The organism is Microbacterium hominis, assembly GCF_013282805.1.
Classification (GTDB): Bacteria; Actinomycetota; Actinomycetes; order Actinomycetales; family Microbacteriaceae; genus Microbacterium; species Microbacterium hominis_B.
The window spans coordinates 520,507-539,688 of sequence record NZ_CP054038.1 but is presented as its reverse complement, the minus strand read 5'-3'; the positions used below and the strand labels follow the sequence as shown (position 1 = coordinate 539,688).

The 19,182-nt window shown below is 72.2% G+C and carries 14 protein-coding genes; 4 read left to right on the top strand and 10 right to left on the bottom strand.

Features of this window, described 5'->3' with window-relative positions; genetic code table 11:
• Nucleotides 1–54: 54 nt before the first annotated feature.
• Nucleotides 55–1,725 (top strand): glycoside hydrolase family 32 protein, encoded by a 1,671-nt coding sequence (locus tag HQM25_RS02335; RefSeq protein WP_254359507.1) that lies wholly within the window; start codon nucleotides 55–57, stop codon nucleotides 1,723–1,725.
• Between the two features lie 20 nt (nucleotides 1,726–1,745).
• On the opposite strand, the gene HQM25_RS02330 is transcribed toward HQM25_RS02335, so the two are convergent.
• Nucleotides 1,746–2,795 carry a LacI family DNA-binding transcriptional regulator gene (locus HQM25_RS02330; protein WP_172988758.1) on the bottom strand — a complete coding sequence of 350 codons (1,050 nt, stop codon included), beginning with the start codon at nucleotides 2,793–2,795 and terminating at the stop codon, nucleotides 1,746–1,748.
• A gap of 62 nt (nucleotides 2,796–2,857) precedes the next feature.
• Entirely contained in the window at nucleotides 2,858–4,216 is a 1,359-nt protein-coding gene (locus tag HQM25_RS02325; RefSeq protein ID WP_254359737.1) for a pyridoxal phosphate-dependent decarboxylase family protein, read from the bottom strand.
• Nucleotides 4,217–4,384: 168 nt separating this feature from the next.
• Between HQM25_RS02325 and HQM25_RS02320 the strand changes: the two genes are divergently transcribed.
• A complete protein-coding gene (locus tag HQM25_RS02320; RefSeq protein ID WP_172988754.1) occupies nucleotides 4,385–5,692 on the top strand; it encodes a cyanophycinase in 1,308 nt (435 codons plus the stop codon).
• Nucleotides 5,693–5,753: 61 nt separating this feature from the next.
• Here the strand turns inward: HQM25_RS02320 and HQM25_RS02315 are convergent, their stop codons facing one another.
• The 7 genes from HQM25_RS02315 to HQM25_RS02285 all read right to left on the bottom strand — a co-directional run bounded on the left by HQM25_RS02315 (nucleotide 5,754) and on the right by HQM25_RS02285 (nucleotide 13,445).
• On the bottom strand, nucleotides 5,754–6,611 hold the full coding sequence (locus HQM25_RS02315) for a MurR/RpiR family transcriptional regulator (protein ID WP_172988752.1): 858 nt from the start codon (nucleotides 6,609–6,611) through the stop codon (nucleotides 5,754–5,756).
• A gap of 32 nt (nucleotides 6,612–6,643) precedes the next feature.
• Nucleotides 6,644–7,837 carry a M20 family metallopeptidase gene (locus HQM25_RS02310; protein ID WP_217275184.1) on the bottom strand — a complete coding sequence of 398 codons (1,194 nt, stop codon included), beginning with the start codon at nucleotides 7,835–7,837 and terminating at the stop codon, nucleotides 6,644–6,646.
• Complete coding sequence (locus tag HQM25_RS02305; RefSeq protein WP_172988750.1) at nucleotides 7,838–8,638, bottom strand: amino acid ABC transporter ATP-binding protein; 801 nt, start codon at nucleotides 8,636–8,638, stop codon at nucleotides 7,838–7,840. It abuts the gene before it with no gap.
• 5 nt (nucleotides 8,639–8,643) lie between these two features.
• A complete protein-coding gene (locus HQM25_RS02300; protein WP_172988748.1) occupies nucleotides 8,644–9,582 on the bottom strand; it encodes an amino acid ABC transporter permease in 939 nt (312 codons plus the stop codon).
• A 131-nt stretch (nucleotides 9,583–9,713) separates the two neighbouring features.
• The gene (locus HQM25_RS02295) at nucleotides 9,714–10,685 is read right to left on the bottom strand and encodes an ABC transporter substrate-binding protein (RefSeq protein ID WP_172988747.1); all 972 of its coding nucleotides are present in this window, start codon (nucleotides 10,683–10,685) and stop codon (nucleotides 9,714–9,716) included.
• Nucleotides 10,686–10,855: 170 nt separating this feature from the next.
• Complete coding sequence (locus tag HQM25_RS02290) at nucleotides 10,856–12,469, bottom strand: esterase/lipase family protein (RefSeq protein ID WP_172988745.1); 1,614 nt, start codon at nucleotides 12,467–12,469, stop codon at nucleotides 10,856–10,858.
• A gap of 109 nt (nucleotides 12,470–12,578) precedes the next feature.
• The gene (locus HQM25_RS02285) at nucleotides 12,579–13,445 is read right to left on the bottom strand and encodes a MarR family transcriptional regulator (RefSeq protein WP_172988742.1); all 867 of its coding nucleotides are present in this window, start codon (nucleotides 13,443–13,445) and stop codon (nucleotides 12,579–12,581) included.
• Between HQM25_RS02285 and HQM25_RS02280 the strand changes: the two genes are divergently transcribed.
• On the top strand, nucleotides 13,444–15,303 hold the full coding sequence (locus HQM25_RS02280) for a SulP family inorganic anion transporter (protein ID WP_254359505.1): 1,860 nt from the start codon (nucleotides 13,444–13,446) through the stop codon (nucleotides 15,301–15,303). The two genes, HQM25_RS02285 and HQM25_RS02280, sit on opposite strands and share 2 nt — an antisense overlap.
• 35 nt (nucleotides 15,304–15,338) lie before the next feature.
• Nucleotides 15,339–16,325: a phosphotransferase enzyme family protein gene (locus HQM25_RS02275; protein ID WP_172988740.1), complete on the top strand. Its 987-nt coding sequence runs from the start codon at nucleotides 15,339–15,341 to the stop codon at nucleotides 16,323–16,325.
• Nucleotides 16,326–16,469: 144 nt separating this feature from the next.
• On the opposite strand, the gene HQM25_RS17590 is transcribed toward HQM25_RS02275, so the two are convergent.
• Nucleotides 16,470–19,166: a TIM barrel protein gene (locus HQM25_RS17590; RefSeq protein ID WP_217275183.1), complete on the bottom strand. Its 2,697-nt coding sequence runs from the start codon at nucleotides 19,164–19,166 to the stop codon at nucleotides 16,470–16,472.
• Nucleotides 19,167–19,182: the final 16 nt, after the last annotated feature.

Genomic DNA, 19,182 nt, shown 5'->3' with positions numbered 1-19,182 from the left:
CCCGGGGCACCCGCGTTGCGTCCGCCCACCCACGATCCACCCGAGGAGAAGCCCGTGCCGACCACCCCCGACCCGCAGACGACGCGAACCACCCGCCGGCGTCGCACCGCCCTGGCGGCAGCGGCGGGCGCGCTCGCCCTCGCCGTGATCGCGACAGTGCTCGTGCTCACCCCCTCCGCCCCCGACTCCGCGCCCGCACCCGCCCCGCGGCCCGACGCCGACACCGGCGACCCGTACACGCGCCCGGCCGAGTGGGGCCCGCATCGTCCGGCGATCCACCTCACGCCGCAGCAGCACTGGAAGAACGACCCGCAGAAGCCGTTCTTCCTCGACGGACTGTGGCACTACTACTACCTCTACAACGCCGACTATCCCTCGGGGAACGGCACGGCGTGGTACCACGCGACGTCACCCGATCTCGTGCACTGGACCGACCGCGGGATCGCGATCGAGAAGTACACGAACGGGCTCGGCGACATCTGGACCGGCACCGCGGTCGTCGACAGCACCGGCTCCGCCGGCTTCGGCGAGGGCGCCGTGATCGCGATCGTCACCCAGCAGTCCGAGGGCGTGCAGAGGCAGTCGCTGTTCGTCTCGCACGACGGCGGGTACTCGTTCGAGTCCTTCGAGGGCAATCCGGTGATGGAGAACCCGGGCGTCGCCGATTTCCGCGACCCCCGCGTGTTCTGGGACGACGATGCTCGGCGCTGGGTGATGGTGCTGGCAGAGCATGACCGGCTCGGCATCTACACCTCGCCCGACCTGCGCTCGTGGACCTACCGGTCCGATGTGCAGACCGCCGGGCTGGGAGTGCTGGAGTGCCCCGACCTGTTCCCGATGTCGGTCGACGGGGATCCGGACGACGTGCGCTGGGTGCTCGTGGCCGGCGCCAACGGCGGGGCCGAAGGAAGGACGACGGGCACCGTCTACTGGACCGGCGACTGGGACGGCGAGACGTTCACGCCCGACGAGGAGGGGCACCGCTGGCTCGATCACGGACCGGACCTGTACGCGACCGTGACGTGGGACGACCCCCGGGATGCCGCGGAAGAGCGCCTGGCGCATCGGTACGCGATCGGGTGGCTGAACAACTGGGCCTACGCCGATCGCATTCCCGGAGACGGCTGGCACGGCGGCTCGGACTCGGTCGTGCGCCGCATCGCGCTCTCGACACGCGAGGGGAACCTGCAGCTGACCTCCACGCCCCTCGAGCAGCTGGAAGAGCTGGAGGGCGCCGCTCAGACGATCGACGACACGACCGTTCCCGCCGCGGGGGTGCGTCCGCTCGCCGAGGCCGACGCCGACGCGTATCGGCTGCGATTCACGGTGTCGGACCCGGACGGGGGCGACGACGAGATCCGCGTGCGCGTACGCGTGGGATCCGACGGCAGCTTCGCGACGGTCGGGTACGACTTCGCCACCGGCGCGGCCTTCATCGCCCGCGGCGCCGACGCGATCGCCGCCGACATGCCGGAGGTGTACGCCCGCACCAGTACAGCGCCCGTGGCGCCGCGCGACGGGCAGGTGCAGTTCGACGTGCTCGTCGACGTCGGCTCGGTGGAGGCCTTCGTCAACGAGGGCGAGGCCACGCTCAGCATGGCGACGACGACGGCGCCGGCAGCACGCGGCATCGCCGTCGAAGCCCCGCGCGGTGAGGTCGCGGTGTCGCAGGCCGCGGTGACCCCGCTGCGTGTGGCGGGGGTGGAGCGCCTCGATGGGCCGTGACGCGGTGCCGCCCGCTGCGGTCACCGTGCGGCGGGCGCCGCCACCGATTCGCGGTCCACGAGCCAGCCGGGGAGGCGGTGCGGTCCGCCGGTGACCGCCTCGGCCGATCCGTCGATCAGGTCCAGCAGGCGGCGCATGCCCCAGCGCCCCATCTCCTCGTGCGGCAGGGCCACGGTCGTCAGCGCCGGATCCAGCGCGTCGGCGACCGGGTGCAGGTCGTCGATGCCGACCACCGACAGCCCGGCGGGGACGTCGATGCCCAGCCGGGCCGCGGCCTGCATGACCCCCATCGCGATCTGGTCGTTGAAGCAGATCACCGCGGTGGGCCGTGATCGACCGCTGAGCAGCGTCAGCCCGGCGCGGCGGCCACCGGGAGCGTCGGACGCATCCGAGACGAGCCGGTCCGGGCCGAGCGGGATGCCGGCGTCGCCGAGCACCGTGCGTACGCCGATCTGGCGCCCGCGGGCGGCGCGCGAGGTGTCGGTGGTCCCGACGTAGGCGATGTCGCGGTGCCCCTCGCGCAGCAGGCGCTCGCACGCGAGGGCGGCGATCTGCGCCTCGTCGGGGACGACGGCATCGACGTCCCACCCCGGCTCGGGCGCCGCGTCGACCAGGACCAGCGGCAGCGCCTCGGGCAGCTCGGGCCGGCGCACGCGCTGGTGGAACATGCGGGACAGGAGGATGCCGTCGACCCGCTGCGCGACCAGCCGGGTGAGCAGGTCCGCCTCGGCCGCGGCGTCTCCCCCGCTCTCCCCCACCAGCAGCAGCACGTCGCGCTCCAGGCCGGCCCGGCGCGCACCCTCGATGATGCGACCCGCGTAGGGCGTCGTCGCGAGATGGTCGCCCACGAACCCGATGAGCCCGGTACGCCGCGTGCGCAGGCTGCTCGCGATGCGGTCGGGCACGTAGTCGAGCTCGCGCGCGGCGGCGAAGATGCGCTCCCGCGTCTCGGCGTTCACGGCGCGCGCACCGCTGAACGCGTGCGACACCGTCGTCGGCGACACCCCGGCCGCCGCGGCGACCTCGCTCACCCGCGACCGCGAGCGTCGGGGCGCGGCGGACTCGTCCATGTGGTCAGCCTAGAGGCTGACTCGCACGGGTTCGCCTGCGTGCACGTGGGCCACCGCTGCGCTCAGCGGAGCGAATCCAGGATGTCCGAGAGCAGATCGTCGGTGGTCAGCGGCGAGATGAGGGCGATGCGCAGCACGGTCTCCCCATCGTGCGAGCTGGGCGTGATGAACGCGCGCTGGTCGGCCAGGAGCCGGTCCGACCACCCCTGGTAGTCGGCGGCCGTCCACCCGCGTCGCCGGAACACCACCACGGAGAGCTGCGGCGCCCGCACGAGCTCGAGCTCCGGCCGCCGCGCGATCTCATCGGCGAGCCGCTGCGCTCTGCGGATGGCATCCTCGATGGCGATCCGATAGCGCGCCGCCCCGTGGACGGCGAGCGAGAACCAGAGCGGAAGACCTCGGGCCCGGCGGGTGAGCTGAATGGCGAGGTCGGAGGGATTCCCGCCCTCGGAGTCGGTGAGCGTCTCGAGATACTCGGCCTTCTGCGTGTGCGCCGCCGCCGCGCGCGCGGGATCGCGGTAGAGCAGGGCACAGGCGTCGAAGGGCGCGAACAGCCATTTGTGCGGATCGACGATCATCGAGTCGGCCCACTCGACCCCCGCGAACAGCCCGCGCGTGCTCGGAGCGAGCATCGCGGCGAGCCCGTACGCCCCGTCGACGTGGAGCCACACGTCGTGCGCGCGGCAGACCTCCGCGATGGATGCCACGTCGTCGACGATCCCGAAGTTGGTGGTGCCGGCCGTGGCGACGACCGCGAAGACCGCCGAGCCTCCTGCCTCCAGCGCCGGACGCACCGCTTCGCCGCGGAGCCGGCCCTCCGCGTCCACCGGAACCGGGAGCACGTCGACGTCCATCACGTCGGCCGCCGCCGCGATCGACGAGTGCGCCTCCGCGCTGCAGACGACGATCCACCGCGACGGCGGGGTCTGGCCCGCCGCGCGCAGGCGCCGCCGCGCGGCATCCCGGGCCGTCACCAGCGCGGACAGGTTCCCGACCGTGCCGCCTTGGACGAACACCCCGCCCGCTGTCGCGGGGAGGCCGAACTCGCCGGCGAGCCAGCGGAGCACCTCGTTCTCGGCGTGGACGGCGCCCGCCCCTTCCAGCCACGACCCGCCGTAGATCGCCGACGCCGACACGACGACGTCGAACGCGAGCGCCGCCTTCGTCGGCGCCGAGGGGATGAAGGAGAGGTAGCCGGGGTGGTCCGTGGACAGGCACGCGGGCGCGAGCACGTGCTCGAACACGCCCAGCGCGCGTCGTGCGCCGATGCCGTCCTCGGTCACGGTGGGGCCGGCGAGCCGGGTGAGGTCGGCCGCGGGCACCGCGCGATCCAGGGGAACGTCGCGATAGAGCGCCCGGCGGCGGGCGTAGTCGAGCACGTCGTCGACGATGGCCGCGGTGTGGGCGGACACGGCGTGCATCTCGTGCACCCCTTCGTCGCCGTCGACTCCCGCAAGGTCGAATCCGGGCGCCCCGAGGGGAATGACAGGCGATCGCTGCATCGAGATGCCTCTTCCGTTGAGTTGTAATGCTTGTTAGATTTCGACGCAACAGTACACGCTTTGTACTTTCCATTTCAAAGGAGAACAGTGTCCAGACCTGCCATCGGCCTCGGCGTCCTCGCCGCGACCACCGCACTCGTCCTTTCCGCGACAGCGGCGTCCGCTGCACCTCCGGCCCACAGCGCGACCTCGAAGAACCCGCACGCCGTGCTCATCGGCGGCAACCTGCGGGAGAACGCCGAGATCCTCCAGCGGATCGTCGACCTCGCCGATCCCGACGGGAAGGGCCCGCTCCCCGCGCGCATCGCGATCGTGACCGCCGCGGCATCTCCGGCCCGCACCGCCGCCGAGGCCGCCGACCCCGACAGGAACAACGCCGCCGCGAACGGCCTGTACTACTCGGCGCTGTTCGAGCGCTTCGGCGCCGAAACATACGCCGTGCCGATCGACACCGGGGTGCAGTTCGCAGGAGACGCCTACACCCCGGCCGGCGCCTTCGACCCCGCGGTCAGCGCCGAGATCGCATCCGCAACGGGGGTGTTCTTCGGCGGCGGCGACCAGATGCGGTACGTGCGCACCCTGTTCCAGTGCGAGGATGCCGCCCTCGAGGCGTTCACGGAGTGCGGCGACACCCCCGCGATGACCGCCATCCGCGAGGTCGCCGCGCGCGGCGTCGTCGCCGGTGTGAGCGCCGGTCTCACGATCCAGCAGGGCGCCGACATGATCACGGGGGGCGAGTCCTACCAGGCATGGCGCGACGGCGCCACGGCGGGCTACCTCGACGACGCCACGGCCCTCGGCTACCTCCCGCACGGCGGGTTCGGCTTCGTCGACGAGGTCCTCCTCGACAGCCACTTCACGACCTGGGGCCGGCAGGGCCGCGCGGTCGAGCTCGCCCTCGAGACCGGGCATCCCTACGTGCTCGGCGTCGACGAGACGACCGCGGTGGTGCTCGACCGCGTGCGCGGGGTCGGACACGTGATCGGCGAGCACGGCGCCTCCGTGCTCGACGTCACCGGAGCGACGGTGACCGAGGCGGGGACCACGGGCGTCCGCTGGAGCTACGCCGTCGCCGGCGACACCATCGATCTGCGCCACGGGGCGGCGGTGCGCGCCGGCACGGGTGCCAAGAAGCTCGCCGCCGAGGGCGCGGATCCCGCCATCCGCGAGGACGCCTGGGATTCCCTCGACGGCGCCGGCGGCACCTCGTCGCTGCGCGACCTCGCGCGGGAGGTCGTCGCATCGCACGCGGGGGTCGGCATCGGCCTCACCTACGAGGAGGGCCCGCGCTTCGCGACGCACCTCACCCGCGACGGCGCGACGCGGGCGTGGGCCTCGCCGAGCGGAAGCACCGGGTTCTCACAGCTGCGCGTCGACATCGTCCGCGCGGACTGATCAGAACGCGAACAGGGGGTCCGGCTCATGGCCGGGCCCCCTGTTCGCGTTCCGCGCCGGATCAGTACAGGCCGAGCTGCTCCGCCGTGCGATCGGCGCGGGCCATGCGCTGCACGGCCGCGTCGCCGAGGCGCTCGAAGCAGCCCGCGACGACCGTCTCGATGAGCGCAAGGGCGGGGGTGAGCGCGTCGAAGGGGCTGGGAGCGGCCGTCTCACTGGTCAGCACGACGTCGGCGATCGAGGAGATGGGCGACAGGAGCGCGTCGGTGAACAGCACGACCCGGGCATCCCGCTCCTCCGCGACCTGAGCGAGCCGCAGCGTCTGCTCCTCGTACCGGCGATAGTCGAACAGCACGACCACGTCGCGCCGGCCGAGGTCCTCGACCATCGCCGCACGCGCCGAGGGCTCCTCGGGCAGCGTGCGCACGCGCGGCCGCAGCTGCTCGAGATGAAGGGCGAGCACCCGGCCGAGCAGGCCGCTGTACCGGCCGCCTGCGATCACGACCGCGCCGGGGGCGTCGGAGACGAGTTCGATGCAGCGGTCCAGATCGTGGAGGCTGAGCTCGTCGAACGTGCGCTGCAGGGTGCTCGCGGCCACGGCCGCGGAGCGGTCGCGCAGCGATCCGAGATCATCCGCCGCCGGCGGGCGCTTCTCGTAGATGCGCAACGGCGATGCGGAGCGCTCATCGAGATCGTGGCGCAGCGCCTCCTGGAAGTCGGGGAATCCGCGGTAGCCCAGCCGCTGCACGAAGCGCAGGACCGTGGGGCCGCTCACCCCCGCACGCTCGGCGAGACGCGCGACGGTCTCGAACCCGGCGGAGGGATACGCCGCCAGCAGCACCCTGGCCACCTTGCGCTCCGCGGGCGAGCAGTCCCCCATCCCTCGTCGGATGGACTCGGCGACGCCGGCTTCGGTCATCTGGTGAACCTCCGGAACCGACAGTAGCGCGCTCACGCCTCCCCGACGCGAGCGACGAGCAGCGCGAGGAGCGCCACCCGGTCGGGGACGGATGCGACGTCGAGCCACTCCGCCTCGGAGTGGTCGTCGCCGCCGATCGGCCCCATCCCGTCGAGCACCGGCACACCGCGCGCGGCCACGAAGTTCGCGTCGGAGACTCCGCCGGTGGCCGCGCCGCCGACGGCGATCCCCAGCTCGGCACCGACGTCGCGCGCGCGATCGAACAGCAGTCGCGTCGCCGTGCGCTCCAGTGGCGGGCAGACGGCCGCGCGCTGCGCGCACGCGGTGACGCCCGGCACGGTGCCGGCCGCCGCGCGCTGCTCGATGGCCTCCAGCGCCCACGCGAGGTCGGCCGCGGTCTTCGCGCGCACCTCTCCCGACAGCGTGGCCGAGCCCGGGACGATGTTCGGCCGCTCGCCGGCGGTGAGCACGCCGACGTTCACGGTGAGGTCTGCTCGCCGACCGTTCAGCCGATCGAGATCCAGAAGGATGCGTGCGGCCTCGACGGCCGCGTTCCGGCCCCGTTCGGGCTCGACGCCGGAGTGGGCGGCGCGCCCGCGCACGGAGACGCCGATGTCGGCGACGCCCTTGCGCGCGACGACCAGATCGCCGTTCTCCCGTGCGCATTCGAGGCAGAGCGCGGCATCCATTCCCGCGGCGATGCCCGCGAGGATCTCGGCGGATGCGGGCGACCCCACCTCCTCATCGGGGGTGAACACCAGCACGAGCTCCCCGAACGAGTCGAAACCTGACTCGACGAGCACCTGAGCGGCATGGATGCCCGCCAGCGCGCCGCCCTTGTCGTCGCAGACTCCGGGTCCGTAGGCACGCCCGTCTCTCTCCCGGAACGGTCGGGCTGCCGCGGTTCCGGCCGGGTAGACCGTGTCGAGGTGCGCGAACAGCAGGACGCGCCGCGTGCCCGATCCGCGGCGTCGCGCCACGACGACCTGCCCGTACCGGCGGCCCTCGACCGGCGCGGTGGCGATGTGCTCGACGGCGAAGCCGAGTGCGGCGAGCCGGGCCGAGCACCACCGGCCCACGGCATCCACGCCCTCGGCGTCATGCGTGCCCGAGTCGATCGACACCAGGTGGGCGAGCTCGCGCAGGTACTGGGGCAGCAGCTGCCCGGCGCGATGGCGCAGCGACGACGGCGAGAGCTGCACCGCCTCGCCGAGTGCGGGCCGCACTCAGAGCACCTTCGCGAGGAACGCCTGCGTGCGCGCCTCGGCAGGGCGCACGAGCACGTCGTCGGGGCGGCCCTGCTCGACCACGACGCCCCCGTCGATGAACACGGCCAGGTCGCCCACCTCGCGGGCGAAGCCGATCTCGTGCGTCACGACGATCATGGTCATGCCGCTGGCGGCGAGATCGCGCATCACGTCGAGCACGTCTCCGACGAGCTCCGGGTCGAGGGCGGAGGTCGGCTCGTCGAAGAGCATCACCTCGGGATCCATCGCGAGCGCCCGGGCGATCGCGACGCGCTGCTGCTGACCGCCCGAGAGCGCGCTGGGGTAGGCGTCGGCCTTGCCCGCCAGACCCACCCGCTCGAGCAGCTCGGCGGCGCGCTCACGCGCGGCGGAGCGCGAGCGCCCGAGCACCTGGGTGGGCGCCTCGATGATGTTCTCCAGCGCCGTCATGTGCGGAAAGAGGTTGAACCGCTGGAAGACCATTCCCACGCCGCGACGCTGACGGGCCACCTCTCGCTCGCGGAGCTCGTACAGCCTGCCGCCGCGCTCTTCGTACCCGACTGTGCGGCCGGCCACGCGGATGCTGCCGGCATCGATCTTCTCGAGGTGGTTGATGCACCGCAGGAAGGTCGACTTGCCCGACCCCGACGGCCCGAGCAGGCACGCCACCTGACCGCGCTCCACCTGCAGCGTGATGCCCTTGAGCACCTCCAGCGAGCCGAAGCGCTTGTGCACGTCGCGGGCGTCGATGATGGCCGAGGTCGCGGACTCCGCCGCGTCGGCCGTGGTGTGCGGGGTCATGAGGGTCACTTCTTTCCGCCCTTCCAGAGCTGGAGCATGCGGGACACGCCGCTCTCGCGCGCGCCCGCGACACCGCGGCCGTAGCGCCGTTCGAGCCAGGCCTGGGGCACGGCGAGGATGCTCGTGAGCGCCAGGTACCAGATCGCGGCGACGACCAGCAGCGGGATGATCTTGAAGTTCTGGGCGTAGGCCATCTGCAGGTTCGACATCAGGTCGCGTCCGGCGATCACCGACACCAGGGCGGTCGTCTTCAGCATGGTGATGACCTCGTTGCCCATCGGGGGCACGATGACGCGCATGGCCTGCGGGAGCACGATGCGTCGCATGGTGCGCGCCGGCGTCATGCCGAGCGAGTGCGCCGCCTCGGTCTGACCGTGATCGACGGATTGGATGCCGGCCCGCACGATCTCGGATGCGTAGGCCATCTCGTTGAGGCCGAGCGCGAGCAGGGCGGCCACGGTGGCGGGGATGAGATCGCTCGTACTCACCGACCAGAACTCGACGCTGGTGAAGGGGATTCCCACCACGACCCGGGGCAGGAACGCGCCGATGAAGCCCCAGAAGATGAGCTGCAGGAGCACCGGGGTTCCCCGGAACACCCACACGAACAGGCCGCTCGAGACGCGCAGCACCGGGTTGGGCGAGAGTCGCATGATCGCGACGACCACCCCACCGGCGAGGCCGATCGCCATGGCGGCGACCGTGAGGAAGAGGGTCGTGGCGAGGCCCTGCAGGGTGAGCGGCGCGAAGAGGTACTCGCCGACCGTGGGCCAGTCGAGGTTCGGGTTCTGCGCGAAGGACAGGATCAGTCCCGCGCCGGCGAGCCCGACGACGGCTCCCGACACCCAGCGCCACGGGTGGCGGAGCGGGACGGCGGCGATGGGCGCGGGGGGTGCGGAGTCGGTCGCGGCCGTGGACGCGGCGAGCTGTGGCGACGGTGCCATGGTGCTCCTCGGAGTTCGGGGGCGGTGTGCCCGGAGGGGTCGGCCGCGGCGCGAGCCGGGCGGGGTCTGAGGGGGCGCGAGCCGGGCGGGGAGGCGGGTGCGGCCGGTCAGGGGCGACCGCACCCGCGCGATCAGGAGGCGGCGCCGTTGATCGTGGCCTCGTCGATGCCGATGCCTTCGACGCCGAACTCGGCGAGGATCGCGTCGTAGCTGCCGTCGTCCATCAGCGACTGGAGCGCCGCCTGGATCGCCTCGGCGAGCTCCGCATTCGATGCGAGCACGCCGATGCCGTTGAGGGTGGCGTCGTAGCCGTTCGGCGCGGTGGGGTCCTCGACGACCTCGAACGTGTCGCCGTCGCCGGTGATCTTCGCGACGTAGCCCGCCGACGGCTTGGTCAGCAGCGAGGCGACCGCCTTGCCCGCCGTGATCGCCAGCTGCGCGTCGGAGTCGGAGGGGAACTCGCTCAGCGCGATCGGCTCCCGCCCTTCGGCGGCGCACTCGGCCTGCCAGACGCCGTTGACGAGGTCGACCTGGCTGGTGGCGGCCTGCACGGCGACGTCCTTGCCGCACAGGTCGAGGTAGGTCTCGATGCCGTCCGGGTTGCCCGCACGGGTCAGGATGCCGGTGCCCGAGGCCGAGTAGTCGACGAAGGTCAGCACGTCCATGCGCTCGACGCTCGAGGTCATCGCGGAGATCGTGACGTCGAAGTTGCCGGCCTGAAGCGCCGGGATGATGCCGTCGAAACCCTGCTGGGCGAACTCGAACGCGATGCCGAGCTTCGCCCCGATCGCCTGGCCGAGGAGCACATCGACGCCGGTGAGCTCGTCCGACCCCTCCTCCACGAACATCTCGAACGGCGCGTAGGGGGCATCGGTGGCGACGCGGACGGCGCCGGCGGCCGCGATGTCATCGGGGAGCTGGGCGCGCGCCTCGTCGTCGAGGGCGATCTCCATGTCGAGGATCTCGACGGCATCGCCGGTGGGGTCGGCCGCCTGCTCCGCCGATTCGGCGGCAGCGGTGCAGCCCGCCAGCAGTGCGCCCGTCACGGCGAGCGCGGCGGCCGCGAAGCCCGCGCGGCGGATTCGGGAGGTGAGGTGTTCCATCGGTGGACCTTTCTCGGGGGTCTCATCGTCGAGACCGCGATGAGCGTAACACACGTTACATATGCACTCGTTATCGTGCAATAGGTAACGTGAATTACGCTCCGAGAGCGCGCGGAAGCATCGCCGTGGGGCGCTTCTCAGGGCGAAGACCGGCCGGAGCCGGCGGCGGATCAGGCCTCGGGGACGATTCCGATGCGGAAGCGGCCGGAGAACCCCGTGCCGCCGATGTCGAACGTCCAGTACCCGGGCGACCCCGCCACCGGCTGCGCGGCCTGGATCTCGTCGCGCGCCCCCGTCCCCGCCCGCTGCTGCAGCTGCTCCTGGGTCAGGGCCTCCGGCCCCGCGAGATACCGCTCGCCGGTGTGCACGAAGATCTGCGGCGTCGCCCCGGGGAACGCCTGGATGTAGTACTGCTTGCGATAGACGACGTTGTCGGAGAAGCCGATGCCGAACGAGTCCCGCTCGCCGAGGTAGAAGTCGGCGCGGAAGACCAGCCCGTACACCTGCTCGGGCTTGACCCGGCCGTCGACCCATCCCTCCCAGATGAGACGATCCGGTCCCGCCCAGCCCGTCGTGCGGTCGCCGTACTCGGCGAGGGGCTTGCGCAGCTCGTCGGCGAGCGCCGGCAGGTCGTCGCTGAGGTCCTTCTCATGGAACGGCCCGTAGCAGTTCTGGGCCTCGACGCTCTGGTGGAACAGCTCGAAGTCCACGTAGCGGGGCTTGATCGACACGCCGAAGTAGAACTCGCTCCTGCCGAACCAGTCGCCGCCACGCGTGATCTTGGCATCTTCGAGCGAGAGCGAGACACGGTGCGTGCCGTGAAAGAACCGCATCGCGATCTCGTAGGCTTCGCGCGAGGTGACGAGCGAGTCGCGCCCGCCGTGACACTTGTGCACGAAGGTGCGCGGCGCATCGGGAAGCTGCGCGGAGGCCTGCTTCACGAGGCCGTCGCTGCGGTTGTAGACCATGTTCCCCTCGTCGAACAGGTTCGAGAGCCGGTTCAGGGCCGTGGTCACGCCGATGCTGTACGAGCGGAAGTCGGTACCCACCACGGTGAGGATGCGCCGCGTGTCGAACACATCGTTCCAATCCAGGAACCGTGTCGAGTCGGGCGTGAACGACGCCAGCTCATCCCCCGCGTCGTTCACCTTCGGGAGCACCCGCAGCAGCCAGTCCGGCGTCCGCTGGAACGAGATGCCGCGGTGCGGCGTGCCGAGGGTCACGATGCGATGGACTTTGCGCTCGGCAGACCCCTTCTCGGCGGCATCGATCGCCAGCACGCCCTCCCGCGTGACGAGCCCGCCCATGCTGTGCGCCACGATGTCGACGCCGCGGAACTCCTCCCCGTGGCGCGCGGCAGATCGCTCGATGAGCTCGACCAGCCGCGCGAGGCCCTGGCCGTACCGCTCGAGGGCGCGCGGTCGGAGGTCGTAATAGCGGTAGATCCAGATCGTTCCGGCCACGCCGTTGGCGAGCACCCTCGCCTCGACCGACGGGTCGAGCACGACGGTGCCCTCCAGGAGGTCAGGATCGATGTCGCTCGGGACCGGCGGCGCATCGACGCTGTTCGAGTAGAAGCCGACCACGTTGGTCGCATCCTGATACGGATGCGTCGGCGATTTGAGCGCCCGCAGCACGAAGCCCTCGTAGATGTAGTTCTCACCGCGCCGGTTGCCGTACACGGTGCCGTCGTTGAACCCCTGATAGGGGCTGGCCTGCTCGTCGGAGACGTCGGCGCCCCCGAATCCGCGGACAAGGATCAGAGGTCGCAGTTCGCTCGCCATCGAGATCGGCCTTTCCCGTGCGCCGTGCCGTTGCGGCTCAGCGTACGCCCGGGAGCGCGCGGCGCACAGGGGTCACGCCAGGTCGAGCCGATGGTGGATGCCGCGGCGCTCAGCCCGCGGCATCCATCGTCTCCGCCCCACGTCCGCCGCGCGCCGAAGCCGCCTCCTCGACGCTCGCGATCCACGTGCCGAGCAGGCCGGCGAGCTCCGCACGGAAGCCCACGAGCACGTCGGCCTGCGCGGCCACGAGCGCCCGGCCCGCGTCGGTGGCCGTCATCGCCTCGGTGAGCACGGCGCGGCGCGGGGGCACCTCGATGAGCCCCAGCCTCGTCAGCCGGCCGATGGCCTTCTCGGTCGCGGCCGCGTCGAGCTCGAGCCGCGCGCACACCGTCGCCGACGAGACGCCCGGCGCGGCGCACACCTCCCACAGGACGAATCGCTGCGTCCAGTGCGTCACGCCCTGCGCCGTCTCGGCCTCCACGAGTCCCGGCACGATCCGGCCGCCGATCTCCCCCATCCGATCGATGAGCGCGGGGGCCGACAGCCGCTCGGCCTGCGAGGCCGCGACCTCGATCGCGAGCGCCCCGCCGAGACCGTCGAACAACGGCGCGCACTCGGCCAGCACGGGCACGATCGCCGCGGTGTACGCGTCGAGCTGTCGCCGGCCGCGCGCCGAGAGCCGCACCTGGATGTAGCGGCGATCCGAGGCATCCACCTTGCGGATGATCATGCCGAGGCCGTCGAGGCGCGCGAGCGTGCGCGAGACGACCGCGCGATCGAGCGCGAGCACGTCGGCGAGCTCGCTCGGACTGCGCCCGGGCTGATCCGCGATCAGCACGAACAGGCGCATCATGGCGTTGCTGCTGGCGATCGCCTCCAGCGACGGCGGGATGATCCCCGACACATGACGCGTGATGCGGCCCAGCAGCACCAGGGCGCGTACTCCGGCGAGGCCGCCCGGCGATTCCGTCGGCATGGACTCACAGTACCGGCAGGGTGTCGGCATCTTCGCGATCGGGTCGTGGGGAACGAGGCGCTCCCCCTCGGCATCCGCCAAGATGGCGTCAGGAGGCCTGATGATGACGACGGGCATCGCGAGGTGGATGCCGGGGGTCGCGGTGGCGCGCGAGTACCGCCGCGCGTGGCTGTGGCCGGACATCCGCGCCGGCATCGTGGTGACCGCCCTGCTCATCCCCGCCGGCATGGGCTACGCGCAGGTCGCGGGACTGCCGCCCGAGACCGGCCTGTACGCGACGATCATCCCCCTGCTCGCGTACGCGGTGTTCGGGCCGTCGCGCATCCTCGTGCTCGGCCCCGACTCGGCGCTCGCGCCGATCATCGCCGCCGCGATCCTGCCGCTCGCGCTCGGCGACACGGCGCGGGCGGTCGCCCTCGCGGGCCTTCTCGCCATCATGGTCGGCCTGCTGATGCTGATCGGCGGACTGCTCCGGCTCGGCTTCGTCACGGACCTCCTCTCCAAGCCGATCCGCGTCGGCTACATCAACGCCATCGCCCTGATCGTGCTGATCTCGCAGATCCCGAAGGTGCTCGGCTTCAGCGTCGACGCGGAGGGGAACGCGGCCGCCGCCGCGGCGATCATCGAGGGAATCCTGGGCGGCTCCGTCCAGCCGGTGGCGGCCGCCTTCGGCCTGGGCGCCCTCGCGGTGATCTGGGGCCTCAAGGCGCTGCGCTCCCCCGTGCCCGGCGTGCTGGTCGCGGTCGTGCTCGGCATGGTGCTCACCTGGGCGCTGAACCTCGCCGATGCGATGCCGGTGGTCGGCGCGCTGCCGCAGGGCCTTCCCGCCCCGGCCCTCGGCGGACTCCAGTGGAGCGACGTCGTCCCGCTCATCATCCCCGCGGCCGGGATCGCGCTGGTCTCCTTCACCGACAGCGCCGTGCTCTCCCGCACATTCGCCGCCAAGCGCGGCGAGACCGTCAGCGGCAATCGGGAACTGCGCGGCATCGGCGTCGCGAACATCGCGGGCGGCCTGCTCGGCGGGTTCCCCATCTCGGGATCGTCCTCGCGCACGCCGGTGGCCGATCAGGCCGGCTCCCGCACGCAGCTGACCGGAGTGGTCGGCGCGGTGCTCATCACCGTCTTCATCCTCGTCGCCCCGGGGCTGACGGTGTTCCTCCCGGCGTCGGTGCTGGGCGCCGTGGTCGTGGCGGCCGCCGTGAGTCTCATCGACGTGCGCGGAGTGGTCGCGCTGTGGCGCATGAGCCGACTGGATCTCGCCCTGTCGCTGGCGGCCTTCGCGGGCGTGCTGGTGTTCGGTGTGCTCGAGGGAATCCTCGTCGCGATCCTCCTGTCGCTGCTCGCCTTCTTCTCGCGCGCCTGGCGACCCTACCGGGCCGAGCTCGGGCGCGTCCCGGGCCTGCGCGGGTACCACGACCTCTCCCGATACCGCGAGAGCGGCGAGCGCATCCCCGGCATCGTGATCGTGCGGTTCGACGCGCCCCTCTTCTTCGCGAACGGCGGCTCGTTCGATGATTGGGTGCGATCGAGAGTGGATGCCGCAGGCACCGGCATCCACTCGGTCATCCTCGCCGCCGAGCCGATCACCGACATCGACACCACCGCCGTCGACGAGCTCGTCGAGCTCGACGAGTACCTCGACGCCCGCGGAATCCGTCTGATCGTCGCGGAGATGAAGGACCCGGTGCGCGACCGGCTGACGAGGTTCGGGCTCGACGACCGCTTCACCCCCGACCGGTTCGCGCCCACGGTGGGGGCGGCGGTCGACGAGATCACCGGCACGCTCCGGGGCGACCTCGGCGGCACACGCTGGGACGACGACGACGCCCCGCGCGCCGGCGACGGCACGGATCGCTGATTGCGCAGCCGCCGACGGCGCGCCACAGTGAGGCCATGGAGACCCGACGGTCGCAGCTGAGGCGGCTGCGCGCGGTGGCGGCGACGGCGGTGGCCGACTACGACCTGCCCGACGGCAGGCTCACCTTCCTGACGCACGGCGAGAACACGACGTTCCGCCTCGACGGCCCCGCCGGGCGCCGCCTCGTGCGCGTGCACCGGCCGCAGCGCCACGGGCGATCCGCCGACGCTGCGACCGTCGCTATCCGCTCGGAGATCGCCTGGCTCACCGCACTGCGCGCCGACACCGATCTCGAGGTGCCTGCGCCGGTGCTGACGCGCTCCGGTGCGGCGAGCACGCGGGCGCAGGCCTCCGGCCTCACCCGCGACGTCTCCGTCCTGGGGTGGCTGCCGGGTCGCATCCACGAGGACCATCCGCGACCCGTGCACCTCCGACGCCTCGGCGCCGCGATGGCGAGTCTGCACCGCCACGCCGACACGTGGTCGCCGCCGCCCGGGTTCTCCCGCATCTCGTGGAACCACGCGGCCTTCTTCGGAGACGTGATGGTCTACGGCGACGTGCCGGCCGCCGAATGCTGGACGATGCTGCCCGCCGACCTGCGCGCGCGCTTCGACCGGGTGGCCGAGCGCCTCGACGGCGTGATGGCGGCCGACCCCGACACGGGGCTCATCCACGCCGACCTCCACACCGGCAATGCGGTCTTCGAGGGCGATCGGGTCGGGCTCATCGACTTCGACGACTGCGGGTTCGGGCCGCGCCTCTACGATCTCGCGGTCGCCGTGTGGGAACGCCGCGATGAGCCCGACTACCCGGAGTACCGTGACGCGCTCGTGGCCGGCTACACCGCCCATCGAGACATCGACCTCACCCACCTCGACGACTACATCGCCGCCCGGCAGGTCGGCTTCGACCTCTGGTACACCGGCACCGCGCGGGTGAACGCGGCCTTCGCGGCGCGGCTCGACGTCGTGCACCGCTGGTCGGCCGACATGATCGACCTCCTCGACGCGGCGCGCGCATAACTCCGGAACTTTTCCGCCCTCGCCCGGAATCGGTGCGACCATCGGTGCCGCGACCGCGGATCTTCCGGAGTTCTGCAGGGCCCGGGGCCGGTGGCTCAGAGGCCGACGACGCCCTTGCCGCCGACGCCTTTGCCGCCGACGTCGTCACCGCGCGACGGCGAGCGCGTCGAGGTGGGCGCGCGCGGCGGCGATGGCCAGGCGCGCGTGCTCCTTGGCGCCGACCTGCGCGACGAGCATCGCCCGCGGGATCTCGAGGGCGTAGGGGATGCCGCTCGGCAGCGCCCCGAGGATCGCGGGCGCGTCGATCCCGCCCTCGCCCGGGAACAGCCGCTCGAACCGCGCGGTGTGGATGAGCTCGGCGGTGGTGGCGGGGACCTCCGCCGGGGCGTCGCACACGTGTGCGTAGTGGAACCACTCCCGCGGCAGGCTCCGCAGCTCTTCCACGCTCGACCCCGACCGCGCGAAGTGCAGCAGATCGATCAGCAGGCCCGCATTGGGCTGATCCGCGGCCCGCAGCACGCGTGTCGCCTCGATGAGGTTCGGCGTCTCGGTCCACGACGGGAACTCGAGGTCGATCGTGAGCCCGAGCGGACGCGCCAGTGCGCACAGCTCGGCGAAGCGGTCGGTCTTGCGGGCGAAGTCGGCGTCGGGGAACTGCGCGATGACGTGGCGCGCGCCGAGCTCGGCTCCCGCCTCGAGGAAGCGGAGGTAGTCGCGCGGGTTGTCGCCCGACGTGAACCGCGCCAGCTCGATGTCGAGCACCTCGATGCCCGTCGCGGCGAGATGGGTCTTGGTCGCGCGCATGAGCGCCGGGTCGTAGGCCAGCGGGTAGTGCGGCTCCTGCGGCGTGACCTTCGTCATGCGCACGCCGACATAGCGGTAGCCGGCTGCCGCGGCGGCATCCACGAGCTCCGGCGGCGAGAGGCTCAGCGCCGTGAGGTGGGCCAGCGAGTAGTCGTGGCGGTGCTCGGCGGGGTTGGTGGGGGCGCTGGCGAGCATGCGCATCCGCTGCCGTCGGTGTGCGGCCATGCGCAGCGGAACGCTGCGCGGGTCGCCGAAGCCGTCGTAGCCGTCGATGCGCTGCACGATTTCGAAGAAGACCCGCGATCCCACCATCTCGGTGAAGAAGTGCAGGAACTCGCCGTTCTCGTCGCGGTCGTACAGGATCGCGTTGGCCCGGAGTTCGTCGATCATGCCGCCGGGCAGGTCGCAGCGCGCTTCGAGGTCGTCGTAGTAGTTGTCCGGGATGCCGAGCAGCGGCGCCCCGCGCCGGCGCAGCTCCTTCGCGCACGCGATCGCATCGTCGGTGGCGAAGGCGACCAGCTGCGGGTTCGCCACACCGGGAGCCCAGTCGCCCCGCCGCAGCGGTGTGGTGCTCAGCGCGACACGGGTGCTGCGCGATGCGTCGGCGGCGGTCCAGGTGCGGACGAGGCCGAAGGGAGCGGTGCTCTCGACGGACTCCCCGGGCGGAAGGCCCAGGACCGCGCGGAGGAACAGGGTCGAGGGGTCGAAGTCGTCGATCGTCTCGGTGATCGATACGTGGTCGATGCGCCGCAGCAGGGGATCGGCGACGCCGGGGGCGCCGGACCGTGCGAAGTCGTCGAGCCAAGACCGGCCGCCGGCCGCCCCGCAGAAGAACAGCGCCGTGCCGCCGGGCATCGCGACCGAGTCGAGGTCGGTCTCGTCGGGACGGCGCGTCCTGGCGAGCTTCGGCGCGAGCAGCGTCTCGGCGCGGCGCATCGAGGCGGCCGGGTCTGCGCTCTCGACCGCGAGCGCGCACACGGCGGCCGTGGCCGGCGCGACCGACCGATCGGGCGCCCGATTGAGGAGGATGCGCGCGTCGCCCTGCTCCCACAGCCCGACCGGCTTGGAGCGATGCCGGGCGGCCTCGACGAACCCGAGCGCGGTGAGCGTGCGCGCGACGAGCGGCGCGGAGACCTCGTCGACCGCGAGCTCCGCGAACGCGTAGCCGCCCAGCGGCGGGGCAGGAGGCAGCGCGACACCCGACGGCGGCGATATCGACCTGCCCGCGCCGGGTTCCAGCGACTCGGCGAGCACCCGCAGCGACCGCATGGCGTCGGTGGCGGCGTGATGCGGGTCCTCCTGCTGGTAGACGTCGTTGAACACCTCCAGCGCGATCGGGCCGGTGTAGCCCTTCTCGAAGACGCGCGAGAGGAAGCCGACGACCTCGAGCGAGCCCTGTCCGGGGAACACCCGCTCGTGGAGGCTCCACTCGCGCACGTCCATGTCGAGCCGGGGAGCGTCGGCGAGCTGAACGTGGAAGATCCGGTCCCCCGGAATCGGCGCGATCGCCGCCGGGTCGTTCCGCGCCGACAGCACGTGGAAGCTGTCGAGACACAGGCCGAGGGCGGGGTGCGCCACGGCCTGCACGAGCCGCCACGCGTGCTCGACGGTGCGCACCCGTCCCCACGGCACGGCCTCGAACGCGAGCCGGATGCCGCGCGCCTCCGCGCGCACGGCGAGCTCGCGCAGCTGGCGCGCGGCGAGATCGTCGTCGTCGAGCCCCTGCGGCGTCCGCGTCGCACAGCACACCAGAACGCGAGCCCCGAGCTCGGCGAGCAGGGCGAACTTGCGCTCGGCCAGCCTCAGCACCGCGCCGAAGCGCTCGGGCGGGACAGCCTCGACGTGGAGCGGCTGGTACACCTCGATCGCGAGCCCCAGTGCCGAGGCCTCCTCGGCGAGGCGTCTGGGCGACCACGAGGACATGACGAGGTCGTATTCGAGCAGCTCGACGCCGGTGAAGCCGGCGGCCGCGGCGGCCCGCAGCTTGTCCTCGAGGGTTCCCGACAGACACACCGTCGAGATGGCGACGCTCTGCACGACAGGTCCGTGGCGC